Annotated in this window: 22 protein-coding genes; 14 read left to right on the top strand and 8 right to left on the bottom strand. The window is 52.4% G+C overall.

What is annotated here, in order from left to right:
• Positions 1 to 225 precede the first annotated feature (225 nt).
• The 7 genes from E0E17_RS03775 (at position 226) to E0E17_RS03745 (ending at position 6113) form a co-directional block, all read left to right on the top strand.
• The gene (locus E0E17_RS03775) at positions 226 to 1650 is read left to right on the top strand and encodes a cytochrome ubiquinol oxidase subunit I (RefSeq protein ID WP_130831679.1); all 1425 of its coding nucleotides are present in this window, start codon (positions 226 to 228) and stop codon (positions 1648 to 1650) included.
• A gap of 1 nt (position 1651) precedes the next feature.
• A complete protein-coding gene (cydB, locus tag E0E17_RS03770) occupies positions 1652 to 2656 on the top strand; it encodes a cytochrome d ubiquinol oxidase subunit II (RefSeq protein ID WP_130831677.1) in 1005 nt (334 codons plus the stop codon).
• A gap of 69 nt (positions 2657 to 2725) precedes the next feature.
• On the top strand, positions 2726 to 2872 hold the full coding sequence (locus E0E17_RS03765; RefSeq protein WP_130835457.1) for a DUF2474 domain-containing protein: 147 nt from the start codon (positions 2726 to 2728) through the stop codon (positions 2870 to 2872).
• A gap of 239 nt (positions 2873 to 3111) precedes the next feature.
• On the top strand, positions 3112 to 3978 hold the full coding sequence (locus E0E17_RS03760; protein ID WP_130831675.1) for a helix-turn-helix domain-containing protein: 867 nt from the start codon (positions 3112 to 3114) through the stop codon (positions 3976 to 3978).
• Between the two features lie 182 nt (positions 3979 to 4160).
• Positions 4161 to 4370 carry a hypothetical protein gene (locus E0E17_RS03755; protein ID WP_130831673.1) on the top strand — a complete coding sequence of 70 codons (210 nt, stop codon included), beginning with the start codon at positions 4161 to 4163 and terminating at the stop codon, positions 4368 to 4370.
• Positions 4371 to 4588: 218 nt separating this feature from the next.
• A complete protein-coding gene (locus tag E0E17_RS03750; protein ID WP_237680756.1) occupies positions 4589 to 5380 on the top strand; it encodes a siderophore-interacting protein in 792 nt (263 codons plus the stop codon).
• 235 nt (positions 5381 to 5615) lie between these two features.
• Positions 5616 to 6113 carry a CinA family protein gene (locus E0E17_RS03745; RefSeq protein WP_130831668.1) on the top strand — a complete coding sequence of 166 codons (498 nt, stop codon included), beginning with the start codon at positions 5616 to 5618 and terminating at the stop codon, positions 6111 to 6113.
• A 240-nt stretch (positions 6114 to 6353) separates the two neighbouring features.
• Here E0E17_RS03745 and acuI read toward each other — a convergent pair whose 3' ends face one another.
• Positions 6354 to 7337 carry an acrylyl-CoA reductase (NADPH) gene (gene acuI, locus E0E17_RS03740; RefSeq protein ID WP_130831666.1) on the bottom strand — a complete coding sequence of 328 codons (984 nt, stop codon included), beginning with the start codon at positions 7335 to 7337 and terminating at the stop codon, positions 6354 to 6356.
• Between the two features lie 612 nt (positions 7338 to 7949).
• On the opposite strand from acuI, the gene E0E17_RS03735 reads away from it, so the two are divergent.
• Complete coding sequence (locus tag E0E17_RS03735) at positions 7950 to 10097, top strand: ornithine decarboxylase (protein WP_130831664.1); 2148 nt, start codon at positions 7950 to 7952, stop codon at positions 10095 to 10097.
• A gap of 191 nt (positions 10098 to 10288) precedes the next feature.
• On the opposite strand, the gene mltC is transcribed toward E0E17_RS03735, so the two are convergent.
• Genes mltC through mutY form a run of 3 tightly spaced genes read right to left on the bottom strand, consistent with a single transcriptional unit; the run spans position 10289 to position 12781 of the window.
• Complete coding sequence (gene mltC / locus E0E17_RS03730) at positions 10289 to 11368, bottom strand: membrane-bound lytic murein transglycosylase MltC (RefSeq protein ID WP_130831662.1); 1080 nt, start codon at positions 11366 to 11368, stop codon at positions 10289 to 10291.
• 55 nt (positions 11369 to 11423) lie between these two features.
• Positions 11424 to 11696 carry an oxidative damage protection protein gene (locus E0E17_RS03725; protein WP_130831660.1) on the bottom strand — a complete coding sequence of 91 codons (273 nt, stop codon included), beginning with the start codon at positions 11694 to 11696 and terminating at the stop codon, positions 11424 to 11426.
• On the bottom strand, positions 11696 to 12781 hold the full coding sequence (gene mutY / locus E0E17_RS03720; protein ID WP_130831658.1) for an A/G-specific adenine glycosylase: 1086 nt from the start codon (positions 12779 to 12781) through the stop codon (positions 11696 to 11698). The genes E0E17_RS03725 and mutY overlap by 1 nt, the downstream gene beginning before the upstream one ends.
• A gap of 154 nt (positions 12782 to 12935) precedes the next feature.
• On the opposite strand from mutY, the gene trmB reads away from it, so the two are divergent.
• The 6 genes from trmB (at position 12936) to E0E17_RS03690 (ending at position 17061) form a co-directional block, all read left to right on the top strand.
• A complete protein-coding gene (gene trmB, locus E0E17_RS03715) occupies positions 12936 to 13655 on the top strand; it encodes a tRNA (guanosine(46)-N7)-methyltransferase TrmB (protein ID WP_130831656.1) in 720 nt (239 codons plus the stop codon).
• Positions 13655 to 13981, top strand: coding sequence for a YggL family protein (locus E0E17_RS03710; RefSeq protein WP_130831654.1), 327 nt, complete (start codon positions 13655 to 13657; stop codon positions 13979 to 13981). Before trmB ends, E0E17_RS03710 begins: the two co-directional genes overlap by 1 nt.
• 40 nt (positions 13982 to 14021) lie before the next feature.
• Positions 14022 to 14738: a YggN family protein gene (locus tag E0E17_RS03705; protein ID WP_130831652.1), complete on the top strand. Its 717-nt coding sequence runs from the start codon at positions 14022 to 14024 to the stop codon at positions 14736 to 14738.
• A 420-nt stretch (positions 14739 to 15158) separates the two neighbouring features.
• Positions 15159 to 15827 (top strand): DUF8812 domain-containing protein, encoded by a 669-nt coding sequence (locus E0E17_RS03700; RefSeq protein WP_130831650.1) that lies wholly within the window; start codon positions 15159 to 15161, stop codon positions 15825 to 15827.
• Positions 15828 to 16043: 216 nt separating this feature from the next.
• Positions 16044 to 16487, top strand: coding sequence for a lysozyme inhibitor LprI family protein (locus E0E17_RS03695; protein ID WP_130831648.1), 444 nt, complete (start codon positions 16044 to 16046; stop codon positions 16485 to 16487).
• 139 nt (positions 16488 to 16626) lie between these two features.
• Positions 16627 to 17061: a lysozyme inhibitor LprI family protein gene (locus E0E17_RS03690; protein WP_237680813.1), complete on the top strand. Its 435-nt coding sequence runs from the start codon at positions 16627 to 16629 to the stop codon at positions 17059 to 17061.
• A gap of 100 nt (positions 17062 to 17161) precedes the next feature.
• Here E0E17_RS03690 and hemW read toward each other — a convergent pair whose 3' ends face one another.
• From hemW to E0E17_RS03670, 4 genes are read right to left on the bottom strand one after another with little or no spacing between them, the layout of a single operon-like run.
• Positions 17162 to 18304: a radical SAM family heme chaperone HemW gene (gene hemW / locus E0E17_RS03685; protein ID WP_130831644.1), complete on the bottom strand. Its 1143-nt coding sequence runs from the start codon at positions 18302 to 18304 to the stop codon at positions 17162 to 17164.
• Positions 18297 to 18890: an XTP/dITP diphosphatase gene (locus tag E0E17_RS03680; protein ID WP_130831642.1), complete on the bottom strand. Its 594-nt coding sequence runs from the start codon at positions 18888 to 18890 to the stop codon at positions 18297 to 18299. The genes hemW and E0E17_RS03680 overlap by 8 nt, the downstream gene beginning before the upstream one ends.
• Before the next feature lie 21 nt (positions 18891 to 18911).
• Entirely contained in the window at positions 18912 to 19466 is a 555-nt protein-coding gene (locus E0E17_RS03675) for a YggT family protein (protein ID WP_130831640.1), read from the bottom strand.
• A 12-nt stretch (positions 19467 to 19478) separates the two neighbouring features.
• Entirely contained in the window at positions 19479 to 20186 is a 708-nt protein-coding gene (locus tag E0E17_RS03670; protein ID WP_130831638.1) for a YggS family pyridoxal phosphate-dependent enzyme, read from the bottom strand.
• Positions 20187 to 20200: the final 14 nt, after the last annotated feature.

The following is a 20200-nucleotide window of genomic DNA, read 5'->3' as shown; positions in this document are numbered from 1 at the left end:
CCTTGCATCAGGATTTTTAAATAAGTAATTTCTGATAAAAACAATGATCAAAATCAAAAAAGGCTGCTATAGTTTTTGCACTCCCAACTGTTTCTGATTGTGTGCGCTAAATCTGCAAAGATTTATTGTGACATTTTAATTAAACGCAGCGCAAATATTGCGGCTGCGTTTAACTTGTTAATTATAAGTAAACACAAGGTGTACTATGTGGCAAAGAGGTAAGCAATGTTTGGATTAGATGCCTTTATCCTTGCAAGGATACAGTTCGCATTTACTGTTTCCTTCCATATTATCTTTCCGGCTATTACCATCGGCCTCGCCAGTTTTCTGGCTGTGCTCGAAGGCATGTGGCTACGAACCAACAAGCAAAGCTACCGCGATCTCTATCATTTCTGGTCAAAGATTTTTGCGGTTAACTTCGGGATGGGCGTCGTTTCTGGTTTGGTGATGGCTTACCAGTTCGGCACCAACTGGAGCGGCTTTTCGCAGTTCGCAGGCAGTATTACCGGTCCGTTGCTGACCTATGAAGTGCTGACCGCCTTCTTCCTTGAAGCGGGCTTCCTGGGGGTGATGCTGTTCGGCTGGAACCGTGTTGGCCGTGGTCTGCACTTCTTTGCCACCTGCATGGTCGCGCTCGGTACACTGATCTCAACGTTCTGGATCCTCTCCTCTAACAGCTGGATGCATACGCCGCAGGGCTATGAAATTCAGAACGGGATCGTTGTTCCGGTCGACTGGTTCAAAGTGGTGTTTAACCCGTCATTTCCTTATCGCCTGTTCCATATGTCCATTGCCGCCTTCCTTGCCAGCGCCTTCTTTGTCGGTGCGTCTGCGGCCTGGCATCTGCTGCGCGGTAACGACACTCCGGCTATTCGTAAGATGTTCTCTATGGCGCTGTGGATGGCGCTGATCGTGGCGCCGATTCAGGCCATGGTTGGTGACGCACACGGTCTGAATACGCTGGAACATCAGCCGGCAAAAATTGCTGCTATAGAGGGGCACTGGGAAAACCCGCCGGGTGAGGCGACGCCGCTGCTGCTGTTCGGTCTGCCGGATATGGAAGAAGAGCGCACTAAATATGCCGTAGGCATTCCTTATCTGGGCAGCCTGATTCTGACTCACAGCCTGGATAAACAGGTTCCGGCGCTGAAGAGCTTCCCGAAAGAAGATCGACCTAACGCCACCATCATCTTCTGGTCGTTCCGTGTGATGGTCGCGATGGGCCTGCTGATGATTACACTGGGCGTGCTCAGTCTCTGGCTGCGCTACAAACAGAAGCTGTATCAGTCGCGTCCCTTCCTCTGGTTTGCTCTGTTGATGGGGCCTTCCGGTCTGATTGCTATCCTGGCGGGTTGGTTTACGACTGAAATTGGTCGCCAGCCGTGGGTGGTTTACGGTGTGCAGCGCACCATTGATGCCGTATCTGGTCATGGCGAACTGCATATGAGTATCAGCCTGTTGGCTTTCATTGTGGTGTATTCGTCAGTGTTCGGGGTGGGTTATGTCTATATGATGCGTCTCATCAAGAAAGGTCCGATTACGGGTGAAGGTAATGATGTGCGCCATGGTGGTCCAGGTCAGGGCAAAACGCCGGCACGTCCGCTCTCTGCAGCGCCTGAAAGCCTGAACAATCCGGAAGGGAGAAAATAAGATGATCGATTTTTCCATTATCTGGTTCACGATTATCGTTTTTGCCACCCTGATGTATATCGTTATGGATGGCTTCGACCTCGGTATCGGTCTGATCTTTCCTTTTAACCGGGATAAAGGCGAGCGCGACATGATGGTGAATACTGTCGCGCCGGTCTGGGACGGTAACGAAACCTGGCTGGTTCTGGGGGGCGCCGGTTTGTATGGTGCCTTCCCACTGGCCTACTCGGTGATTGCTGATGCGCTGGCAATCCCGCTTACGGCAATGCTGATTGGCCTGATTTTCCGCGGCGTGGCGTTTGAGTTCCGTTTCAAGGCGACCGAAGCGCACCGTGCGTTCTGGGATAAATCCTTTGTCGCGGGCTCGGTGCTGGCAACCTTTAGTCAGGGTGTCGCGGTCGGCGCCCTGCTGAATGGCATCCCGGTCTCGGGACGTACCTTCAGCGGTTCAGCAATGGACTGGCTGGCGCCTTTCCCGTTATTCTGCGGTGTGGGTCTGGTTGTTGCCTATGCGCTGCTGGGCTGCACCTGGCTGATTATGAAGACCGAAAATGAACTGCATCGTAAAATGTCAGCGCTGGCAACGCCGCTGGTGATTGCGCTGCTGGTGGTGGTCGGAATTATCAGCCTGTGGACGCCGCTCAGTCATGCCGATATCGCCAGCCGCTGGTTCAGCAGGCCGAACCTGTTCTGGTTCCTGCCGGTGCCGATCCTGGTGCTGCTTTGTGCCTGGGGCATTATTCGTGCCATCAAGCGTCAGGCGCACTATTCGCCCTTCCTGCTGACGCTGGCGCTGATTTTCCTCGGCTTTTCCGGCCTGGGCATCAGTATCTGGCCGAATATTATTCCGCCTTCCATCTCTATCTGGGAAGCCGCATCGCCACCGCAGAGTCAGGCCTTTATGCTGGTAGGTAGTCTGCTGATTATTCCGATGATCCTCGGCTACACCTTCTGGAGCTACTATGTGTTCCGCGGAAAAATCAAAGCGGACGAAGGTTACCATTGATTGATTTCCCTGACGATTCGGCATGGCGTGTGTCAGGCGGGTCGGTCAGGGATAATGGAGTTCAGCATGATGAAAACGCAAACAGAAGAAAAATCCCCGCTGTGGAAACGTATTCTTTGGCTGGTGGTCATTTATGCCGCAAGCGTGCTGGCTCTCGGTGTGGTTGCCACGCTGTTCCGCATGATGATGACCGCCGCCGGCATGCGTAGCCACTAAGCGTTATCTCCCACCAGCGGTGAATACCGCTTGCGCAATGCCAGTCTGTGCTGCTGACTGGCATTTTTCATTCTCTTTATTCTGCCGAAATATACTCAGACTCTTTTGTAGTGACAGAGAAATCTGAGCCATTTGTGCCTTTTCAGGCATGAAACAACCGCTCATCTTTACGTTTCCTTACGTTCTTTTGTGGCTTTTGTTATAATTTTGCCTCAAAAAAATCCAGACTAATTAACGCAATGCTGAGCCATACCCTGAAAAAGCAGTACATCAACGACCTGGTGGAGTGGATAGAAGCCAATCTGACTGATGAACTGAATATCGATCTTATCAGTCTGAAGTCGGGCTACTCTAAATGGCACATGCAGCGCATGTTTAAAGAGATGACCGGGCAGACGCTGGCCTCTTATACGCGCAAGCGGCGTCTGACGATGTCGGCGATGGCGCTGCGTCTGACCCGGATGTCGCTTATTGATATTGCGGTACGCTTTGGTTTTGATAATCAGCAGAATTTTACCCGCGTATTTAAAAACCATTTCGCTGTGACCCCCGGCGCGTTTCGCCGTATTCCTGAACTGCAGCTGAAATCCTTTCAGAGCCGCATCGTGGTACAGCCGCGTCTGGTGCAGCCTCAGCTGGTTGAAAAAGCGTCGCTGACACTGTGCGGTGAAATGATCAACTGGGAATGTGCATTTGGTAATTATATTCAGGAAGGTGCGCAGAAAGTGGCTCTCCATGCGCGTGAGTTCGTGGCCTTTGCCGGACAGCAGGTAACCTGCGGCTGGCTGGGATTTCAATACGGGCCCGGCTGCAGTGCCGCTGAACAGCAGCATATCAGCCTGTTTCAGGCGCTGGAAAGTCAGTATGCCGATGTGTTGACCCGCGATGTGGTGAACTGGTCCTCGCCTGCCGGTCTCTATGCATGGCTTCCCTGGAGCGGTACGCCTGAAGAGCTCACCGCGTTTATCGCCGATATCTACTATCTCTATTTACCGCAGATGGGCGTGGCGCGCCGTCAGGGCAAAGATCTGCTCAAGCTGGATATGAAGCTCAGCACGCCGGAGTGGTTGAAAGGGGAATTTTATATTCCGGTCAGTCGGGAATAAGCACGATATGTGCATGGAAGTGTGAGTGAGCGCACGATTTTATAAATAAAAGGTACAGATAAGCGTAAAATTCCTCGCCGAAACCTGAGTGCCGATCAAAAAAACTGCAAGTAACCTCTCAGGCTGGATTTTCATCTGTTTTCCTTGCCCTTATCGGGCGCTTAATGCGAATCTTACTTATTATGCGACTTTCAACATTCTCCTTTGTTGTTGCTCTCGCTGCGCTACCGCTTACCGCATCTGCTCAGCTGACGGAATACGCCACGCCGTCGAATGGTCTTCATCCTCATCAACCATATTGCCATCCGCATGAAATTCTGGGCGATGGTCAGTTAATTCAGCATACCCATGACGATCAGGGCATGCAGATGTGCGGCAACCCTCTCGCCTGATTGCGCTTCATCCTGCCAGATAAAACCTTTCTGCTGCCTGCAGACTTTCCTTGCTCCCGGCTGGCGGTTTATGGCTGAGCATAACCGCCGTCTCACTTTTGTCTTGTGCGTAGCGCAGGCCGATCGCATTTTTCGACATTGCGTGCGGGATATATCATCGCTATCTTCGCGGGAAGATGAGAATGATTCCCGGTTTCATCCGGAACAAGGAGATCCCTTTGCCTGACGAACAAAAAGAGAGTAACTGTCGTGTGCCGCAGCGGGTGCGTAATGCGCTGCGCTTCCGCCACATTAGCGTGGTGAGCAAAAGTAACGTTGCCAACCTTTTCTGGCGTATTACTTTTACCGGCAGTGAGCTGGCGGGCTTTCAGTCACGGGGCTTTGATGATCACATCAAAGTCTTTTTCCCTGATGCGCAAACCGGCGAGCTTCATCTGCCGCAGATCACTGAGGAGGGCATTGTCTGGCCAGAGGGCGCACGCCCGACGGCGCGTGACTATACGCCGTTCGCGTTTGATGGCGTATCGACCCTGGCTCTCGATTTCTACCGGCATGAGGCTGGCGTTGCCAGCGACTGGGCAGCCCGGGCGCAGCCGGGCGATGAGCTGGTGATCGGAGGGCCGCGCGGCTCGCTGCTGGTACCTGACGACTATGCGTTTCAGCTCTACGTTTGTGATGAAAGCGGCTTGCCGGCGTTTAAGCGCCGTCAGGCATCGCTACAGGCAGAGCAGACGTATTTGCTGGCTTTTGTCGATGAGGTGGCCGGTCGGGATTATCTTGGCAATCTGGATGGCGTTAATGTCTGCTGGCTTGGCAGCGGCACCATGCAGCGCGGGAATCTCGGCCCGCTGTTTGCCGCGCTGGAGAATATTGCGTTGCCACAGCACGACTACTTTATCTGGCTGACCGGTGAAGGGGAGGCAGTGAAGGCGATCAGCGACTATTTCATTCAGAATCGCGGATGTGAGGCCACCTGGGTACGCGCGGTTGCCTACTGGCATCAAAAATAAGCTGCACGCCGGTATCGTTTTGAGAAGGCTTAATTTCTCTGACGATACTGGCGCATTATCCAGCCTTTCGACGCAGGGCATTAAATAACAGTGTTTCCCGCCGGGGTATTTCATTATTACAGTGCTGAATGAAAAGAGAGAGCAATTTGATATTCGCTGAATCTGCCGCTCGTGGTACGCAGAAAGCGGGTTTTTCAACCATACTTTAACCTCTTTATATTTAACTGGGGGATTTATGGATAAAGCACTGAGCGACGCAGCGGAAAAAGTGGGTAAGATTTTGCTCGATGCGCAGCTACAAATGACCACCGCAGAATCCTGTACGGCGGGTCTGATTGGCATGGCGCTGGCGGCAGTGGAAAACAGCGGGCACTTTTATACCAGCAGCTTTATCACGTATACCGATAACGCCAAAATTCGCATCTTAAAAGTAAAAGAAGAGACTATTGAACGCTTTACGGCAGTCAGCGAACAAACTGCACGCGAAATGGTGGATGGTGCCTGTGCGCTTTCGGGAGAGCCGGTGAGTCTTTCCATTACCGGCTACGCCGGGCCGGACGGCGGGGAAGATGGCACGCCTGCGGGCACCATCTGGTTCGGCTGGAACCTACCCGACGATAAGCAGTTTGCCGAAGTGCATCAGTTTAACGGCGATCCTAAATCTGTAATGGATCAGGGGGCCACCTTTGCGTTAAATCGCCTCGCTGAATTGCTGCAACAGCACATTAAATAATCATTTTCTCTCCTTTGTGATGAAAGGAGAGAATAATGCCGTCTCTTTCTGCCGGGCGGAAATTATATTTTTATAAGGGTATTGGTTACTTTTCTCTATTTCAGCTTTATATTATTTCAGCCAGTGACCGGGTGACTGATTTTCCTCTTTTATGCTGCTGTTTTCAGCATCGCTAAATTTGATAAACATCCTTCGCTTTTTGTTCCTCTCCTTTCCGCAGGAGAGGAACAAGCCCGACGCTTAACGGCAATCCACCACCAGACGGCCACGTACTTTTCCATCCAGCAGATCCTGGGCCGCGTTTTTCGCCTCGCTTAACGGAATGGTTTGCGTCATCTGTTGTAACTGTTTGCTGTCGACCAGGTCAGCAAGCCGTTGCCACGCCTGTTCGCGCAGTGGTATCGGACACATCACACTGTCAACGCCAGCCAGCGTCACGCCACGCAGAATAAAGGGGGCGACGCTGGCGGGCAGGTCCAGCCCCTGCGCCATACCGCAGGCGGCTACCACGCCGTTACGTTGCGTGCCAGCCAGCACGTTACTCAGCGTATGGCTGCCTATGCTGTCAATGGCTGCTGCCCAGCGCTCCTTCGCCAGCGGTTTGCCTGGCTGCGCCAGTTCAGCGCGGTCAATGACTGATGTCGCGCCCAGCGTACCGATCAGATAGTCGCTGTCGCTGGCCCGTCCGCTCGACGCGATGACCTGATAGCCCAGGCGAGCCAGCAGACTGACGCTGAAGCTGCCAACCCCACCGCTGGCCCCGGTGACCAGCACCGGTCCGCGATCGGGCGTAATTCCCTGTTTTTCCAGCGCCAGTACGCACAGCATGGCGGTAAAACCTGCCGTGCCGATGGCCATGGTCTGCAACGGGCTGAGCGCAGCAGGCACGCCAACCAGCCAGTCGCCCGGAACGCTGGCTTTTTGTGCCAGGCCTCCCCACTCTTTTTCACCCACTCCCCAGCCGGTAAGCAGCGCTACGTCATCTTCGCGCCACTTTGCATGACGACTGGCAATGACCCGGCCAACAAAGTCGATGCCCGGCACCATGGGAAAATGACGCACAATTGGGCCCTGGTTACAAATCGCCAGCGCATCTTTGTAGTTGAGGGTGGAATAACTCACTTCCAGCGTCACATCGTGATCGGGTAACTGGCTTTCATCCAGCGTTTTCAGCGTAGTACGGTAACCCCGTTCGTCGTTATCAATGACCAAAGCCTTAAACATATTGCCTCCGGCAAGGTAAGGAGAGGATGAGCCTGTTGTAACAGGCTGCGTGCTTTATACTAACTGGCCGTTGCCTCTTACGCTAAGCGCAGGATGCGGTAACCGTAACAGGCGGCGTGTGCTGTGGTGTTTTGCATTATTTCGCATAAATCAAGGTAATTTAAGCATTTTTATCCGATTGTGTTTATTAAATATCTTTTAAATCATAGTGTTAACTTTTCGGGTGATGATTAATTAATTACGGTTAGTGGGTTGTGATTAGCAAAAAAAGGTGACATTATTGCGCCAGTTTTGCACTTCCTGACCCTGAGGACGCCGCCATGCCCGGTACAATGCTTGCAATCAGCACTTGTTGCCATGCGCTTCGCCTGTTGCGCAGCGCGCGCGTCTCGCTTTGTTCCCCCGTTTTCCCTCTCACCATGCGGTGAGGCCAGTCTGACGCTCGCTGTTGGGCATGCGTAAAGACAGAGCGTTATCTGGCTTTACTGATGTCTATCGGTTGCGGCGGTAACCAGTTGCTGTTCGCCTCAGCCTGACGTTATTCGCCGGGGAAATATCCTCATTGCTGTGCCTCTGGCACCCACTCATCCTTGCCTGCTGGGGATTTGTGTTATGACACCACTGAAAATTGCAGCCAGCGCCGCCGTGGCGCCCACACTTAACAGCGCGCGCGACGTTGTGACGCTGGATAATACTGACTTCACCGATGTGGCGGCCGTCGTCCTTTCGCTGACGGATTCGCGCAGCGGGATGCTGGCGCTGTTGCGTCATACTGGTTTTAATCTGCCGCTGTTTATCGCTGTGGAAAGTGCGTCCGAGGCGCAGGGGTTACCTGAAGGAACCAGTGCGTACCGCGGCCTGGCGCAGGATAGTGCCGCACTGAATGCCGCCGCCGATCGCTACGAAGCGGAAGTGCTGCCACCGTTTTTTGACACGCTGACAAAATATGTGGCTATGCAGAACAGCACCTTTGCCTGTCCGGGGCATCAGGGCGGAGCCTTTTTTAAAAAGCATCCGGCGGGACGGCAGCTTTATGATTTCTACGGCGAGAACCTTTTCCGTTCCGATATGTGCAATGCGGATGTCAGGCTGGGCGATCTGCTGATCCACGAAGGATCGGCGAAAGATGCGCAAAAATTTGCCGCAAAGGTTTTTAACGCCGACAAAACCTATTTCGTGCTGAACGGCACCTCCAGTGCCAACAAAGTGGTCGCCAATGCGTTGTTAACCCGCGGCGATCTGGTGCTGTTCGATCGCAACAATCATAAATCGAACCATCATGGCGCGCTGATCCAGGCGGGCGCCACGCCGGTTTATCTCGAGGCGGCACGCAATCCCTTTGGCTTTATTGGCGGCATTGATGCGCACTGTTTTGATGAGCGCTATCTGCGTCAGCAGATCAATGCGGTTGCGCCGCAGCGGGCAAATGCGCCGCGCCCGTTCCGGCTGGCGATTATTCAGCTCGGCACTTACGATGGCACCGTGTATAACGCGCGCCAGGTAATCGATCGTATCGGTCATCTGTGTGACTACATTCTGTTCGATTCTGCCTGGCTGGGTTATGAACAGTTTATTCCGTTGATGGCCAGCTGCTCGCCGTTGCTGCTCGATCTTACCCCGGACGATCCTGGCATTTTTGTCACCCAGTCAGTACATAAGCAACTGGCGGGCTTTTCCCAGACATCACAGATCCATAAAAAAGATAATCATATCCGTGGGCAGAAGCGCTTTTGTCCCCATAAGCGTCTGAACAACGCCTTTATGCTGCACGCGTCAACCAGTCCTTTTTATCCGCTGTTCGCGGCGCTGGATGTAAATGCAAAAATGCATCAGGGAGCCGCCGGCCGTCGTTTGTGGCATGAATGCGTGACGCTGGGTATCGAAACGCGCAAAGCAATCCTGGCTCGCTGTGAAATGATTAAACCTTTTCTGCCGGAGCGCGTTGAGGACAAAGCCTGGCAGGATGCGACCACAGCAACGATCGCAGCCGATCCGCGCTATTTCAGTTTTGAACCTGAGGCAGCCTGGCACGGCTTTGCCGGTTATGAACAGGGACAATATCTGGTTGACCCCTGCAAGCTGTTGCTCACCACGCCGGGCATTGACGCCGCCAGCGGCGAATATGCCAGCTTCGGTATTCCGGCGACCATTCTTGCTCATTACCTGCGCGAGAATGGCATTGTGCCGGAAAAATGTGATCTAAACTCGATTCTGTTCTTGCTCACGCCAGCGGAAAGCGCGGAGAAAATGGCGCAACTGGTGGCGATGCTGGCGCAGTTTGAGCAGCATGTGAAAGAGGATGCGCTGCTGGCCGATGTGCTGCCAGGTCTCTTTCGTAAACACGCGGCGCGTTACCAGGGGTACAGGCTGCGACGTCTCTGTCAGGAGATGCATGATTTGTATGTCAGCTATGGCGTAAAAGATTTGCAGAAAGCGATGTTTCGTCAGACGAGCCTGCCGGAAGTAAGGGTGAATCCGCAAGATGCCCATCAGGCTTATATTCGCGGCGAGGTAGAGCTGGTGCCGATAGCCAAAGCTGAAGGGCGTATTGCCGCCGAAGGCGCACTGCCTTATCCGCCAGGCGTGCTTTGCGTGGTGCCGGGCGAAGTCTGGGGCGGGGCGGTACAGCGTTACTTCCTGGCGCTGGAAGAGGGGATTAATCTGCTGCCAGGTTTTTCCCCTGAACTGCAGGGCGTTTATACCGAGACGGATGAGCATGGCGTGAAGCGCCTGGTCGCGAATATGCTGCTGACACAGTAATCACTGGCGGCGCATTTTTTCCTTGCCCTTGCCGTCACCCTCTCCCAAGGGAAGAGGGAATCAGGCTGTGCCCAACGAGAGGCTTTCGCTTAACGGGAGTGCACAGCCGGTTCTGCAACAGGCACACACCTGCAAGGGGGCTGGGACAACCCCCTCTCCCTCCGGGGAGGGCCGGGGTGAGGGGGCAGTGATCAGAACCGGTGATAACTGCGCTGGGCGTTATTCACTTTATACAGATAGCGCCGTGACTCTGCCGACGGGTGCTTGTTGGTCAGCGTCTCATAAACTTCGCCCGGCGACAGGGCATTGATCATCGAAAATGCACGATCTTTATCGCTGGAGAAAACACGCAGGACACTGCCAGCCCCTCCGTTATAGGCGGTAATCACCGCGTAGCGGCGCGAGACCGGGTTAGCAATACCCGCCAGATAGTTACTTTGCAGCAGCGACAGATAAGCAGTACCGGCATCGATATTATTTTCCGGATCGAGCAGATAGCTGCGGCTCGGCTTGCCCCATTTGCCCTTCATGCGGAAAACATCCACACCGGCGGTATGCTGCACTACCTGCATCAGCCCAAGCGCATCGGCATGGCTGACTGCATAGGGGTTAAAGCTCGACTCGATCTGCATAATCGCCAGAATCAGCGAAGCATCTACCCCATACTGCTCGGCCGCTTTGCGCACGATCGGCAGATATTTATGGGCACGCTTGTCGAGGTGGTTTGGCACCATAGGAATAGTTACGGACCAGATCACATGCAGGCCAGAAACGCGGCGCTGCAGCTTATTCTGAATCAGATAATCGGCAAAGCTACTGGCGCGCCCCTGCCAGCGGATCGGCTGCCCGGTGTTATCCAGCACCTGGCCATAAAGCAGCGGCTCTTTACTGATTTTAATATCGTTGGCGTCGGAATAGAGATCGACATTACCAGGATCCTCACCAATCAATAAGGTGGTCACGATCGCCTGACGCAGGCTGGCGGTCGGATCGGTGCCGGAAATGGTTTCAATGGTGATCTTACCGCTTTCGAAGTTAATGTGGCTGCGGGTGTAATAGTTGTCGCTGTACTTGACGTAATCTTTCGGCCCGGCGATCAGGACCTCATTGATACCCCAAATATTCTCAATATTATGGGCAAACTGCCCCATCAGAATGTCAAACCCGTTGGTGTCCTTTACCCATTCTTCATGAAACTGTTCTTTTTTCTTTCCGGAACATGAAACCAAAAGTGGTGCTACCAACAGCAAGGCGATCAGTTTTTTATTCATTTCAAATCAGTGCCAGGACTGGAGTCAGAGGGCCTCAGGATTGAGGCCACAAAATTTACGCTTCGGGTGGCGTGTAACCTTCAATGTGCACATCTTTGCCTTCAAACAAGAAATTCACCATCTCCTTTTCCAGCACTTTACGATCTTCCGGGTTCATCATGTTGAGCTTCTTTTCGTTGATCAACATGGTCTGCTTGGCCATCCATTTCTGCCAGGCTTCTTTGGAAATCTCATTATAGATACGTTTACCCAGTTCGCCGGGATAGAGCTGAAAGTCCTGGCCTTCAGCGTCACGTTGCAGATAAGTACAAAAAATTGTGCGGCTCATTACTCTTCCTCTTGGGTCTCGCGCGTTTGCAGCGTCAGTTGCCGGGGATGCCGCAGTTCATGTAGCAGACGCTCTACCGGCGCGGCCAGACCAACTGACGGGGGTTGCGCTAAGTTATACCAGAGACCGCCCGCTTCATCCATCGCGGCACCGGCTGAATGCCATGCCAGCCACACCGGAACAATATCCAGATGGAAGTGGCTAAAGGTATGGCGAAAGGCGGTCATCTGCTGCGGCTTGCCTTTGATACCGCGCGTATCAAGCCAGACCTGCAGGGCCTCTTCGCTGCTGAACTGCGGAAAGCAGAACAGACCTCCCCACAGACCCACCGGCGGGCGCTGCTCCAGCCAGACCTGGTCGCCGCGCTGCATCATCAGAAACCAGCCACTGCGCTCCGGCAGCGTCTGTTTCGGCTTTTTGCCGGGATAGCTGGCCCAGCTGGCGTTGGCGTAAGCGATGCAGCCATTGTTCAGCGGACAGATGTCACATTTTGGCCGCGAACGGGTACAGACCAGCGCGCCCAGATCCATCATCGCCTGATTAAACTGACTCACGCCCGCGGCAGGGGTGACTTCTTCGCTAATCTGCCACAGGCGATTCTCGACCTCTGTTTTCCCTGGCCAGCCTGCCACTGCATAGCAGCGCGCCAGCACCCGCTTCACATTACCATCGAGAATCGGGTAGTGCTGCCCCAGAGAGAGGGAAAGAATCGCCCCGGCAGTAGATCGCCCCACGCCGGGCAACGCCGCCACGTCAGCATAATTCTGCGGAAATTCGCCCTGATGCTGACTCACCACCTGCTGCGCCGCCTTGTGCAGATTACGCGCACGTGCGTAATAGCCCAGGCCGGTCCAGAGATGCAGCACCTCGTCCAGTGGCGCGGCGGCGAGGTCGCTGACGGTGGGAAAGCGCGCCATAAAGCGTTCAAAATAGGGGATAACGGTGGCCACCTGAGTCTGCTGCAGCATGACTTCAGATAACCAGACTTTGTAGGGCGTTTTGTTCTGCTGCCAGGGCAGGGTTTTGCGGCCAAAGCGCTGATACCAGTCCAGCACCTGTTGCGCGAACTGCGGCGCTTGCATCATAAGAAGGAAATTTTCCGTGTTTACTCTACACTCAGGCAGGAATTCCAGCACAGACGCTGGAGGGTGTAAACCGGAAGATTGCAAAGGCTTGCTTCTGTTTATGAACTTTGCATAATGCCCGTTTCCCCGAACAGGCTAACCAGCAGGCTTTGACATGATAAATGACGTCATCACACCAGAATTTGACGAAAACGGGCGTCCATTGCGTCGCATTCGCAGTTTCGTACGCCGCCAGGGGCGTTTGACTAAAGGGCAGCAGCAGGCGCTCGATCAATACTGGCCGTTGATGGGCGTGGAGTTCCAGCCGGAACCCCTGGATCTGGTGGCGCTGTTTGGTCGCAACGCACCGGTGGTACTGGAAATCGGCTTTGGCATGGGCGCTTCGCTGGTCAACATGGCGCAGAGCAATCCACAGCAGAATTTCCTCGGTATTGAAGTCCATGCGCCAGGCGTGGGTGCCTGTCTGGGCGCGGCAAAAGAGGCGGGGCTCGAAAACCTGCGCGTTATGTGTCACGACGCGGTAGAAGTGCTGGAGAAGATGATTCCGGATAACTCACTGCAGATGGTGCAGCTCTTTTTCCCCGATCCCTGGCATAAGGCGCGTCACAACAAACGCCGCATCGTACAGGTGCCGTTTGCTGAGCTGGTGCTGCGTAAACTGCAGCCGGGTGGCGTTTTCCATATGGCGACCGACTGGGAAGCTTATGCGGAGCATATGCTGGAAGTGATGAACAGCGTAGAGGGCTACCATAACCAGTCCGAACAGGGTAATTATGTACCGCGTCCGGAAACCCGTCCGTTAACGAAATTTGAGCAGCGCGGGCAGCGTCTGGGCCATGGCGTATGGGATTTAATGTTTGAGAGGGTGAAATAATGGCACAACAACGCAGCCGTCGCTTGCGCAAGAAATTACATATCGATGAATTCCAGGAACTGGGTTTTTCCGTTGCCTGGCGCTTCCCGCAGGGCAGCAGCGAGGAGCAGATCGACAATACCCTGAACGATTTTATTAACGAAGCGATCGATCCCAACGGGCTGGCCTACGATGGCAGCGGCTATCTGCAGTGGGAAGGGCTGGTTTGCCTGCAGAAGACCGGCAAATGCACCGATGAGCATCGTGAACTGGTGCGTAAATGGCTGGAAGATCGTCAGCTGGAAGATATTCAGGTCACTGAACTGTTCGACGTCTGGTGGGACTGAGTTTACTCGCAGGCTGGCGGATCCTTTTTAAGGAGAATATATGTTTCGTAAAGCTCTTCTGGCGGCCCTGCTGCTGAGCGCCGCGCAGGCGCAGGCAGCTTATGAGTGCAGCGTTAAGCCGCAGGATGATGTGGTGATTACGCCGCAAAGCGTGCAGGTAGTGGGCAGTAACGGCAATCTGGTGATCTCCCCGCAGGGCGAGGTGCAGCTTAACGGCGAAAAAATCGAGGTGGACAGCGCCACCCGACAGAAAGCGCTCAACTATCAGAACGCACTGCGCCGCGATCTGCCCTGGATCGACAACGGTGCTTCCTCGCGTCTGGAAAAAGGCCGTCTCGCGCTGGATAAGGTGATTGTGGAAAAGCTGGGCAGCAACAGCAATGTGCGTAACCGCCTGACCACGCTGGACAGTCAGCTGAAGCAGCAGATGAACCGCATTATTGAGCATCGCAGCGACGGCCTGACTTTCCATCATCAGGCCATCGATCAGGTGCGTGCTGACGGCGAACGCATTGTGCAGAGCACACTGGGCGGGGTGCTGCAGGATAGCCTGAATGAGATGGGCACCAAACAGAGCAGCAATAGTAATAACCCACTGCAGGCGATCATGGGCAACCTGGGTGGACTGCAGCAGGCGATCCAGACGGAATGGAATAATCAGGAACAGGATTTTCAGAACTTCGGTCGTGAGGTGTGCAACCGGGTGATTGATCTGGAAGGGCAGCGCAAAGCGCTGGTGAGCGGACTGAAGAAATAAACAGCATTGCCGGTCGCGGAAGGTGACCGGCTCTGATTTCTGTTTTTACTCTTATTGAGCGGCACTATACGATTCGCCTTACTTATATTTATAACGTAGCACTAATTTCTGGCTAATCATTGCGAAGTTTTAGTTCTGTGTAAAACGCCTTAATAATCATCCATCTCCATCTCCATCTCCATCTCCATCTCATCTACATCCTCTTCTTTTCCCGGAATAACAGTTCTCCTGTTTGCTCGTAAACCTTTCGGGACATGTCTTATTTAGAGTAAATCCGCTTGTGAGTTATTAATAGTAAAGGTGGCTAAATTAACTCCCATCAAAAATAGCGTCAGGTTAAAAGAGTAACTCCGGATTTATTAATTCAGCTTAAAATTTTCTGATTTTATCTGGATGAGTGAAAAACAAGGAGGTCTTTTAATGTCAGAACCAGAAGAGGGATTGTTAACCTTTCGTGCGGAGGGCCTGAATGTACCTGATAGCTTTTGGTACTCACGTAAAGTTCACTGGCCAGGGAAAAGAAATGAATGTCAAAAATGGAAATCTGGAGTGACAATGGGTAGAGGATACGATTTGGGAAATCCTGGTCAAAATATAAAAGATGCTCGCATTGATATGAAATATCAAGGGGGACTGATCCGTGAAATGATATGGAAATCATGTACATCATTATTTTATTTTTTCTCATGTCTGGCGCTGTTAAGGGGCAACAAGCAGAGCATAAAGAAGAAGATATCTCCTACAAAAAATGCTACTGTCGAAGCGTGTTACAGTCTGGATATGTCTGCTGCGATAGTAAACTTTACGGGCTCTTTAGCTGGCGAAAGTGAAGATCAATACAACAAAGAATATCGTAATTTTGTTGCCAGGAACGCTAAAAACAAAAAAGGCTTTAATAATTATGCTGAATTTATTAAGGAGGCAGAAAAAGCAAAAAAAATATGGGATGCTTATGTTAAGCATGAATGTCTGGCTGCAGCTTATATCGCGATAAAAGGTTCGTGGGCTTTTGACATTTATAATAATGAGTGCCTGCAAAAACGCTATTCAGAACGTGCCAGGTTTTATGAGAAATATCAGGGTTATTAACTGGCCGCGACCGCTGACTGGCAGGTAAGTTCGTAAAAACTCACCGGGGTGACACTGGAGAAATTACAGAAGCCCAACAAGTAAGGCTATTTACGATAGCTTACGAAAAGGTAAAAAAAAGATTCAATGAGACTTTATAATAAATATAAAAAAGAGCCCCGATTAATGCAGTACGAGCTCTCCCAAAAAGAATCAGGCATCTGCAAGGGAATTAATATGATCTTAAAAAAAGGCTTAATAGTCTTAACACTGGCTTATTCAATTTGTCTGCAAGCATCATCGCCATATGAAAACAGAGATAAAGAAGATGTATTTTATGATGCGACTGTGCAGAGCTGCTATGGCATAAGCATGAGTGTTGGGATGGTTAACTGTATGGGGACAGTCGCAAGCCGGTATTACGAGGAATACAATAAAGAATATAAAAAATTCCTTGAAAGGAATCGGGCAAGGAAAAATGGTTACAGTAATTATCATGAGTTTATTAACGCCGCAATGAAGGCGAAAGAAAACTGGGATAAATATGTTGAGCAGGAATGCCTGGTTTCAGCTTACTATTTCATGAAGGATTCGTATGCTTTTTATACTGAAAATTATGCCTGCCAGGCTGGTTTCTATCTTGAACGTGCTAAATATTATAAAGAGAATCCCTACAATTAAAATGAAGGGGTTAATATTTTATGATGGAGTGACAAGAGAATAGTCCTGAGCACGTCAGCTTAGAATGTATCTGGCAGGTTATATTTTTAAATGCGTTGTTCATTATAATCCAGAACGATTATTAAGGTGATATCCTGTGATGATTAAAATAGTTTCGTTGGCTCTTTTATTATGGTCTGGTGTGGTAAGTTCAAAAGAAACACCAGAGGTGTCAGATGAAGAGATATATAAAAACTCCACTGTACAGAGCTGTTATGGCATAACTATGGAAGATAGCGTAGCAAGCTGTATGAGAGCCGTCGCTCTTCGAAGTGAACGGGAATATAATAACGCCTATAAAAATTTTTCAGAAAGAAATGCAGCAAGAAAAGATGGCTTTAATAATTATGAAGATTTTTCGCAGGCGGCTGAGGAAGCAAAAAAATACTGGGATAAATATGTTGAACAGCATTGCCTTGCTTCAGCTTATATGATGAAGTCGGACACCGATGCATTCCATATTGCTGAAGACGATTGTAAAGCTGTTCTTTATGCAGAAAGAGTTAACTTCTATAAAAACTATCATTACTATTAACAGGAAAGAAAAGCAGGCGGTGTTAAATCGCACCACCAGTCAGAGAAAGCTTAATTAAACCGGAGCATCTGTACAGACGTATGCTGCTCCGGTTTGACGTTTACTCCGATTCGTCGAGAAACAGCTCCAGTAACGAATTCAGGAACAATTTACCTTTTTCAGTAATCTGCCAGGTGTCGCTGCTTTCCACCACATAACCGGCGGCAATGGCGGCGTCCATTTGCGGGCGAATGCTCTGTTCTGTCAGACCGGTATAGTGCACAAACTCTGCACGCGGGGCCGCTTCCAGCAAGCGAAAGCGGTTCATAAAGTACTCGAACGGTTTCTCCGCATCGGCCACTTCATACTGCTTATCAAGATAGCTGCCTGCCATAAAACCGCGTGGATGACGGGTTTTCACTGTGCGCAGAATACGACCGTCAGGCTGGGTCAGCTTGCCATGCGCGCCGCAACCAATGCCAAGATAATCACCAAAGCGCCAGTAGTTCAGGTTATGCTCGCAGCGATAGCCCGGTTTGGCATAGGCCGAGGTTTCATATTGTTGATAACCAGCGGCCGTTAACAGTTGATGTCCCTGTTCGAAGATATCCCAGAGCGCATCGTCATCCGGCAGCACCGGCGGCCGTGAACTGAACAGCGTATTCGGCTCAATGGTCAACTGATACCACGACAGGTGAGGTGGGTTCAGCGCGAGCGCCTGGCGCAGATCGTCCAGCGCTTCATTCAGCGACTGATCAGGCAGGCCGTGCATCAGATCGAGATTAAAGCTGCGCAGGCCCAGGCCGGCAGCCAGCTGCGCTGCGCGCCGGGCTTCTTCCGGCCCATGGATCCGCCCCAGCCGCTCCAGCTTTTGCGGACTGAAGCTTTGTACGCCGATAGAGATACGGTTAATTCCCGCCTGCTGGTAGGCGCTGAAGCGATCGGCTTCTATGGTGCCGGGATTGGCTTCCATGGTAATCTCGGCATCGGTCGCCAGCGGCAGGCGCGCGCGTACGCCATCCATTAACATCTGCATCGCAGCACTGCTCAGCAGGCTGGGCGTACCGCCGCCAATGAAGATGGTACGCACCTCGCGTCCCTGGGTCAGCGGCAGATCCTGTTCAAGATCGGCCAGCAGATGCTGCACATACTCGATATGCGGCACCTCGCCTTTCAGCGCATGGGAATTGAAGTCGCAATAGGGGCATTTCTGTACGCACCACGGAATGTGGATATAAAGGCTCAGCGGCGGAAGATTACGCATTACGCATGGCATCCAGCAGCAGCGTCAATGCTTTCCCACGATGCGACTGCGCGCGTTTTTCCTCTTTGCTCAACTCCGCCGCTGTTTTGCCCAGCTCGGGAAGATAAAAGATTGGGTCGTAACCAAAGCCCCCTGCGCCAGCAGGTGCACGCGCGATTTCGCCAGCCCAGCTGCCATGAAACACCAGCGGCGTGGGATCTTCGGCGTGACGTAAATAGACCAGCACACAGTGGAACTGAGCCTGACGCTTATCGTCCGGCACCTGCTCCAGCGCCTGCAGCAGTTTTTCCAGATTCTGCTGATCAGTAGCCTCTTCACCGGCATAGCGCGCGGAATAGATCCCCGGCGCGCCACCCAGCGCATCTACCGCCAGACCGGAGTCATCAGCAATTGCGGGCAGGCCAGTCACCTGCGACGCATGACGCGCTTTGATCAGCGCGTTTTCAATAAAGGTCAGACCGGTCTCCTCTGCGGACTCCACACCGAGATCGGTCTGCGCCACGATATCCAGACCAAAGGCGGCCAGCAGATCGGCCAGTTCACGCACTTTGCCAGGATTACCGGTAGCGAGCACAACTTTTTGCATAACCATTCCAGAATTCATCAGTTACAGCAGATACCAGAGGCCTGGAAAAAGATCCATGCCGAGGAAATTCAGGGCGTACAGCACCAGGATAACGATCATCGCGGAGAAATCGATGCCGCCCATCGCAGGCAGAAAACGGCGAATCGGTGCCATCAGCGGTTCGGTCAGCTGAATCAGCACATAATCGACCGGGCTGCGGCCCTGGCTAATCCAGCTCATCAGTGAACGAATAATGATCACCCAGAACACCAGATAACCCGCTGATTTCAGCAGTGACAACAGCCCCACCAGCAGATTGGTTGGATCGACAGAGAAGACCCCCACCTGAATCAACAGCAGGATCGGATATTTTAACGTGGTCAGCACAAAGGCCAGCAGCAGGGAGGCGGTATCAATCGGCCCCAGAGCCGGCAAAATACGGCGCAGCGGCTTGACGATCGGCTGGGTGATTTTAACCACAAACTGCGACAGCGGATTGTAAAAATCACAGCGCGACCACTGCATCCAGATGCGAAGCAGCAGCACCATGACGTAAAGATCGATCAGGGTTTTGACTAAAAAAGTCAGAGTTAACATGGTGTTCCTCAGTTATTGTTGTGAGTGCTGCGCGTAGTCTCGCGCACCAAAAATAGCCGTGCCAATACGCACCAGGGTGCTGCCCGCCGCAATCGCGGCTTCCAGATCGTCGCTCATTCCCAGAGACAGTGTATCGACGTCAGGATAGTACGCTTTCAGCGCATGAAACGCGGCGGCCATCTGCTGACACACGGCAAGCTGCCGTTGATAATCGCTTTCAGGGGCCGGTATCGCCATCAGTCCACGCAGTCGCAGTCGCGGTAAGGCCGCCACCGCCTGCGCCAGTTCAGGTAACGCCTCCAGCATGATGCCAGATTTGCTGTTTTCGTCACTGATATTTACCTGAATTAACACGTTGAGCGGCGCTAAGCACTCCGGTCGCTGATCATTCAGGCGCCGGGCAATACGCAGCCGATCAATGGTATGACACCAGGCGAAGTTTTCCGCCACCAGACGGCTTTTATTGGATTGCAAAGGCCCAATGAAATGCCATGCCAGAGTGGGATATGCGGCCAGCGTCTGGATCTTTTCAACTCCCTCCTGCACGTAATTCTCACCGAAAGCGAGCTGACCGGCGGCGACAGCTTCTTCGACATCGCTCGCAGGTTTGGTTTTGCTGACGGCAAGCAGCGTAATTTCTTCTGGATCGCGTCCGCAACGCTGCGCTGCCGCTGAGATACGCTGGCGGACTTGCTGTAGGTTGTGCTGAATTGAGGTCATAGTCAGGAGAATGA

It is taken from the genome of [Erwinia] mediterraneensis (assembly GCF_900604315.1).
GTDB classification, from domain to species: Bacteria; Pseudomonadota; Gammaproteobacteria; order Enterobacterales; family Enterobacteriaceae; genus Pantoea; species Pantoea mediterraneensis_A.
The sequence above is the reverse complement of the archived record's forward strand: the minus strand, read 5'-3'. Positions and strand labels throughout refer to the sequence as shown.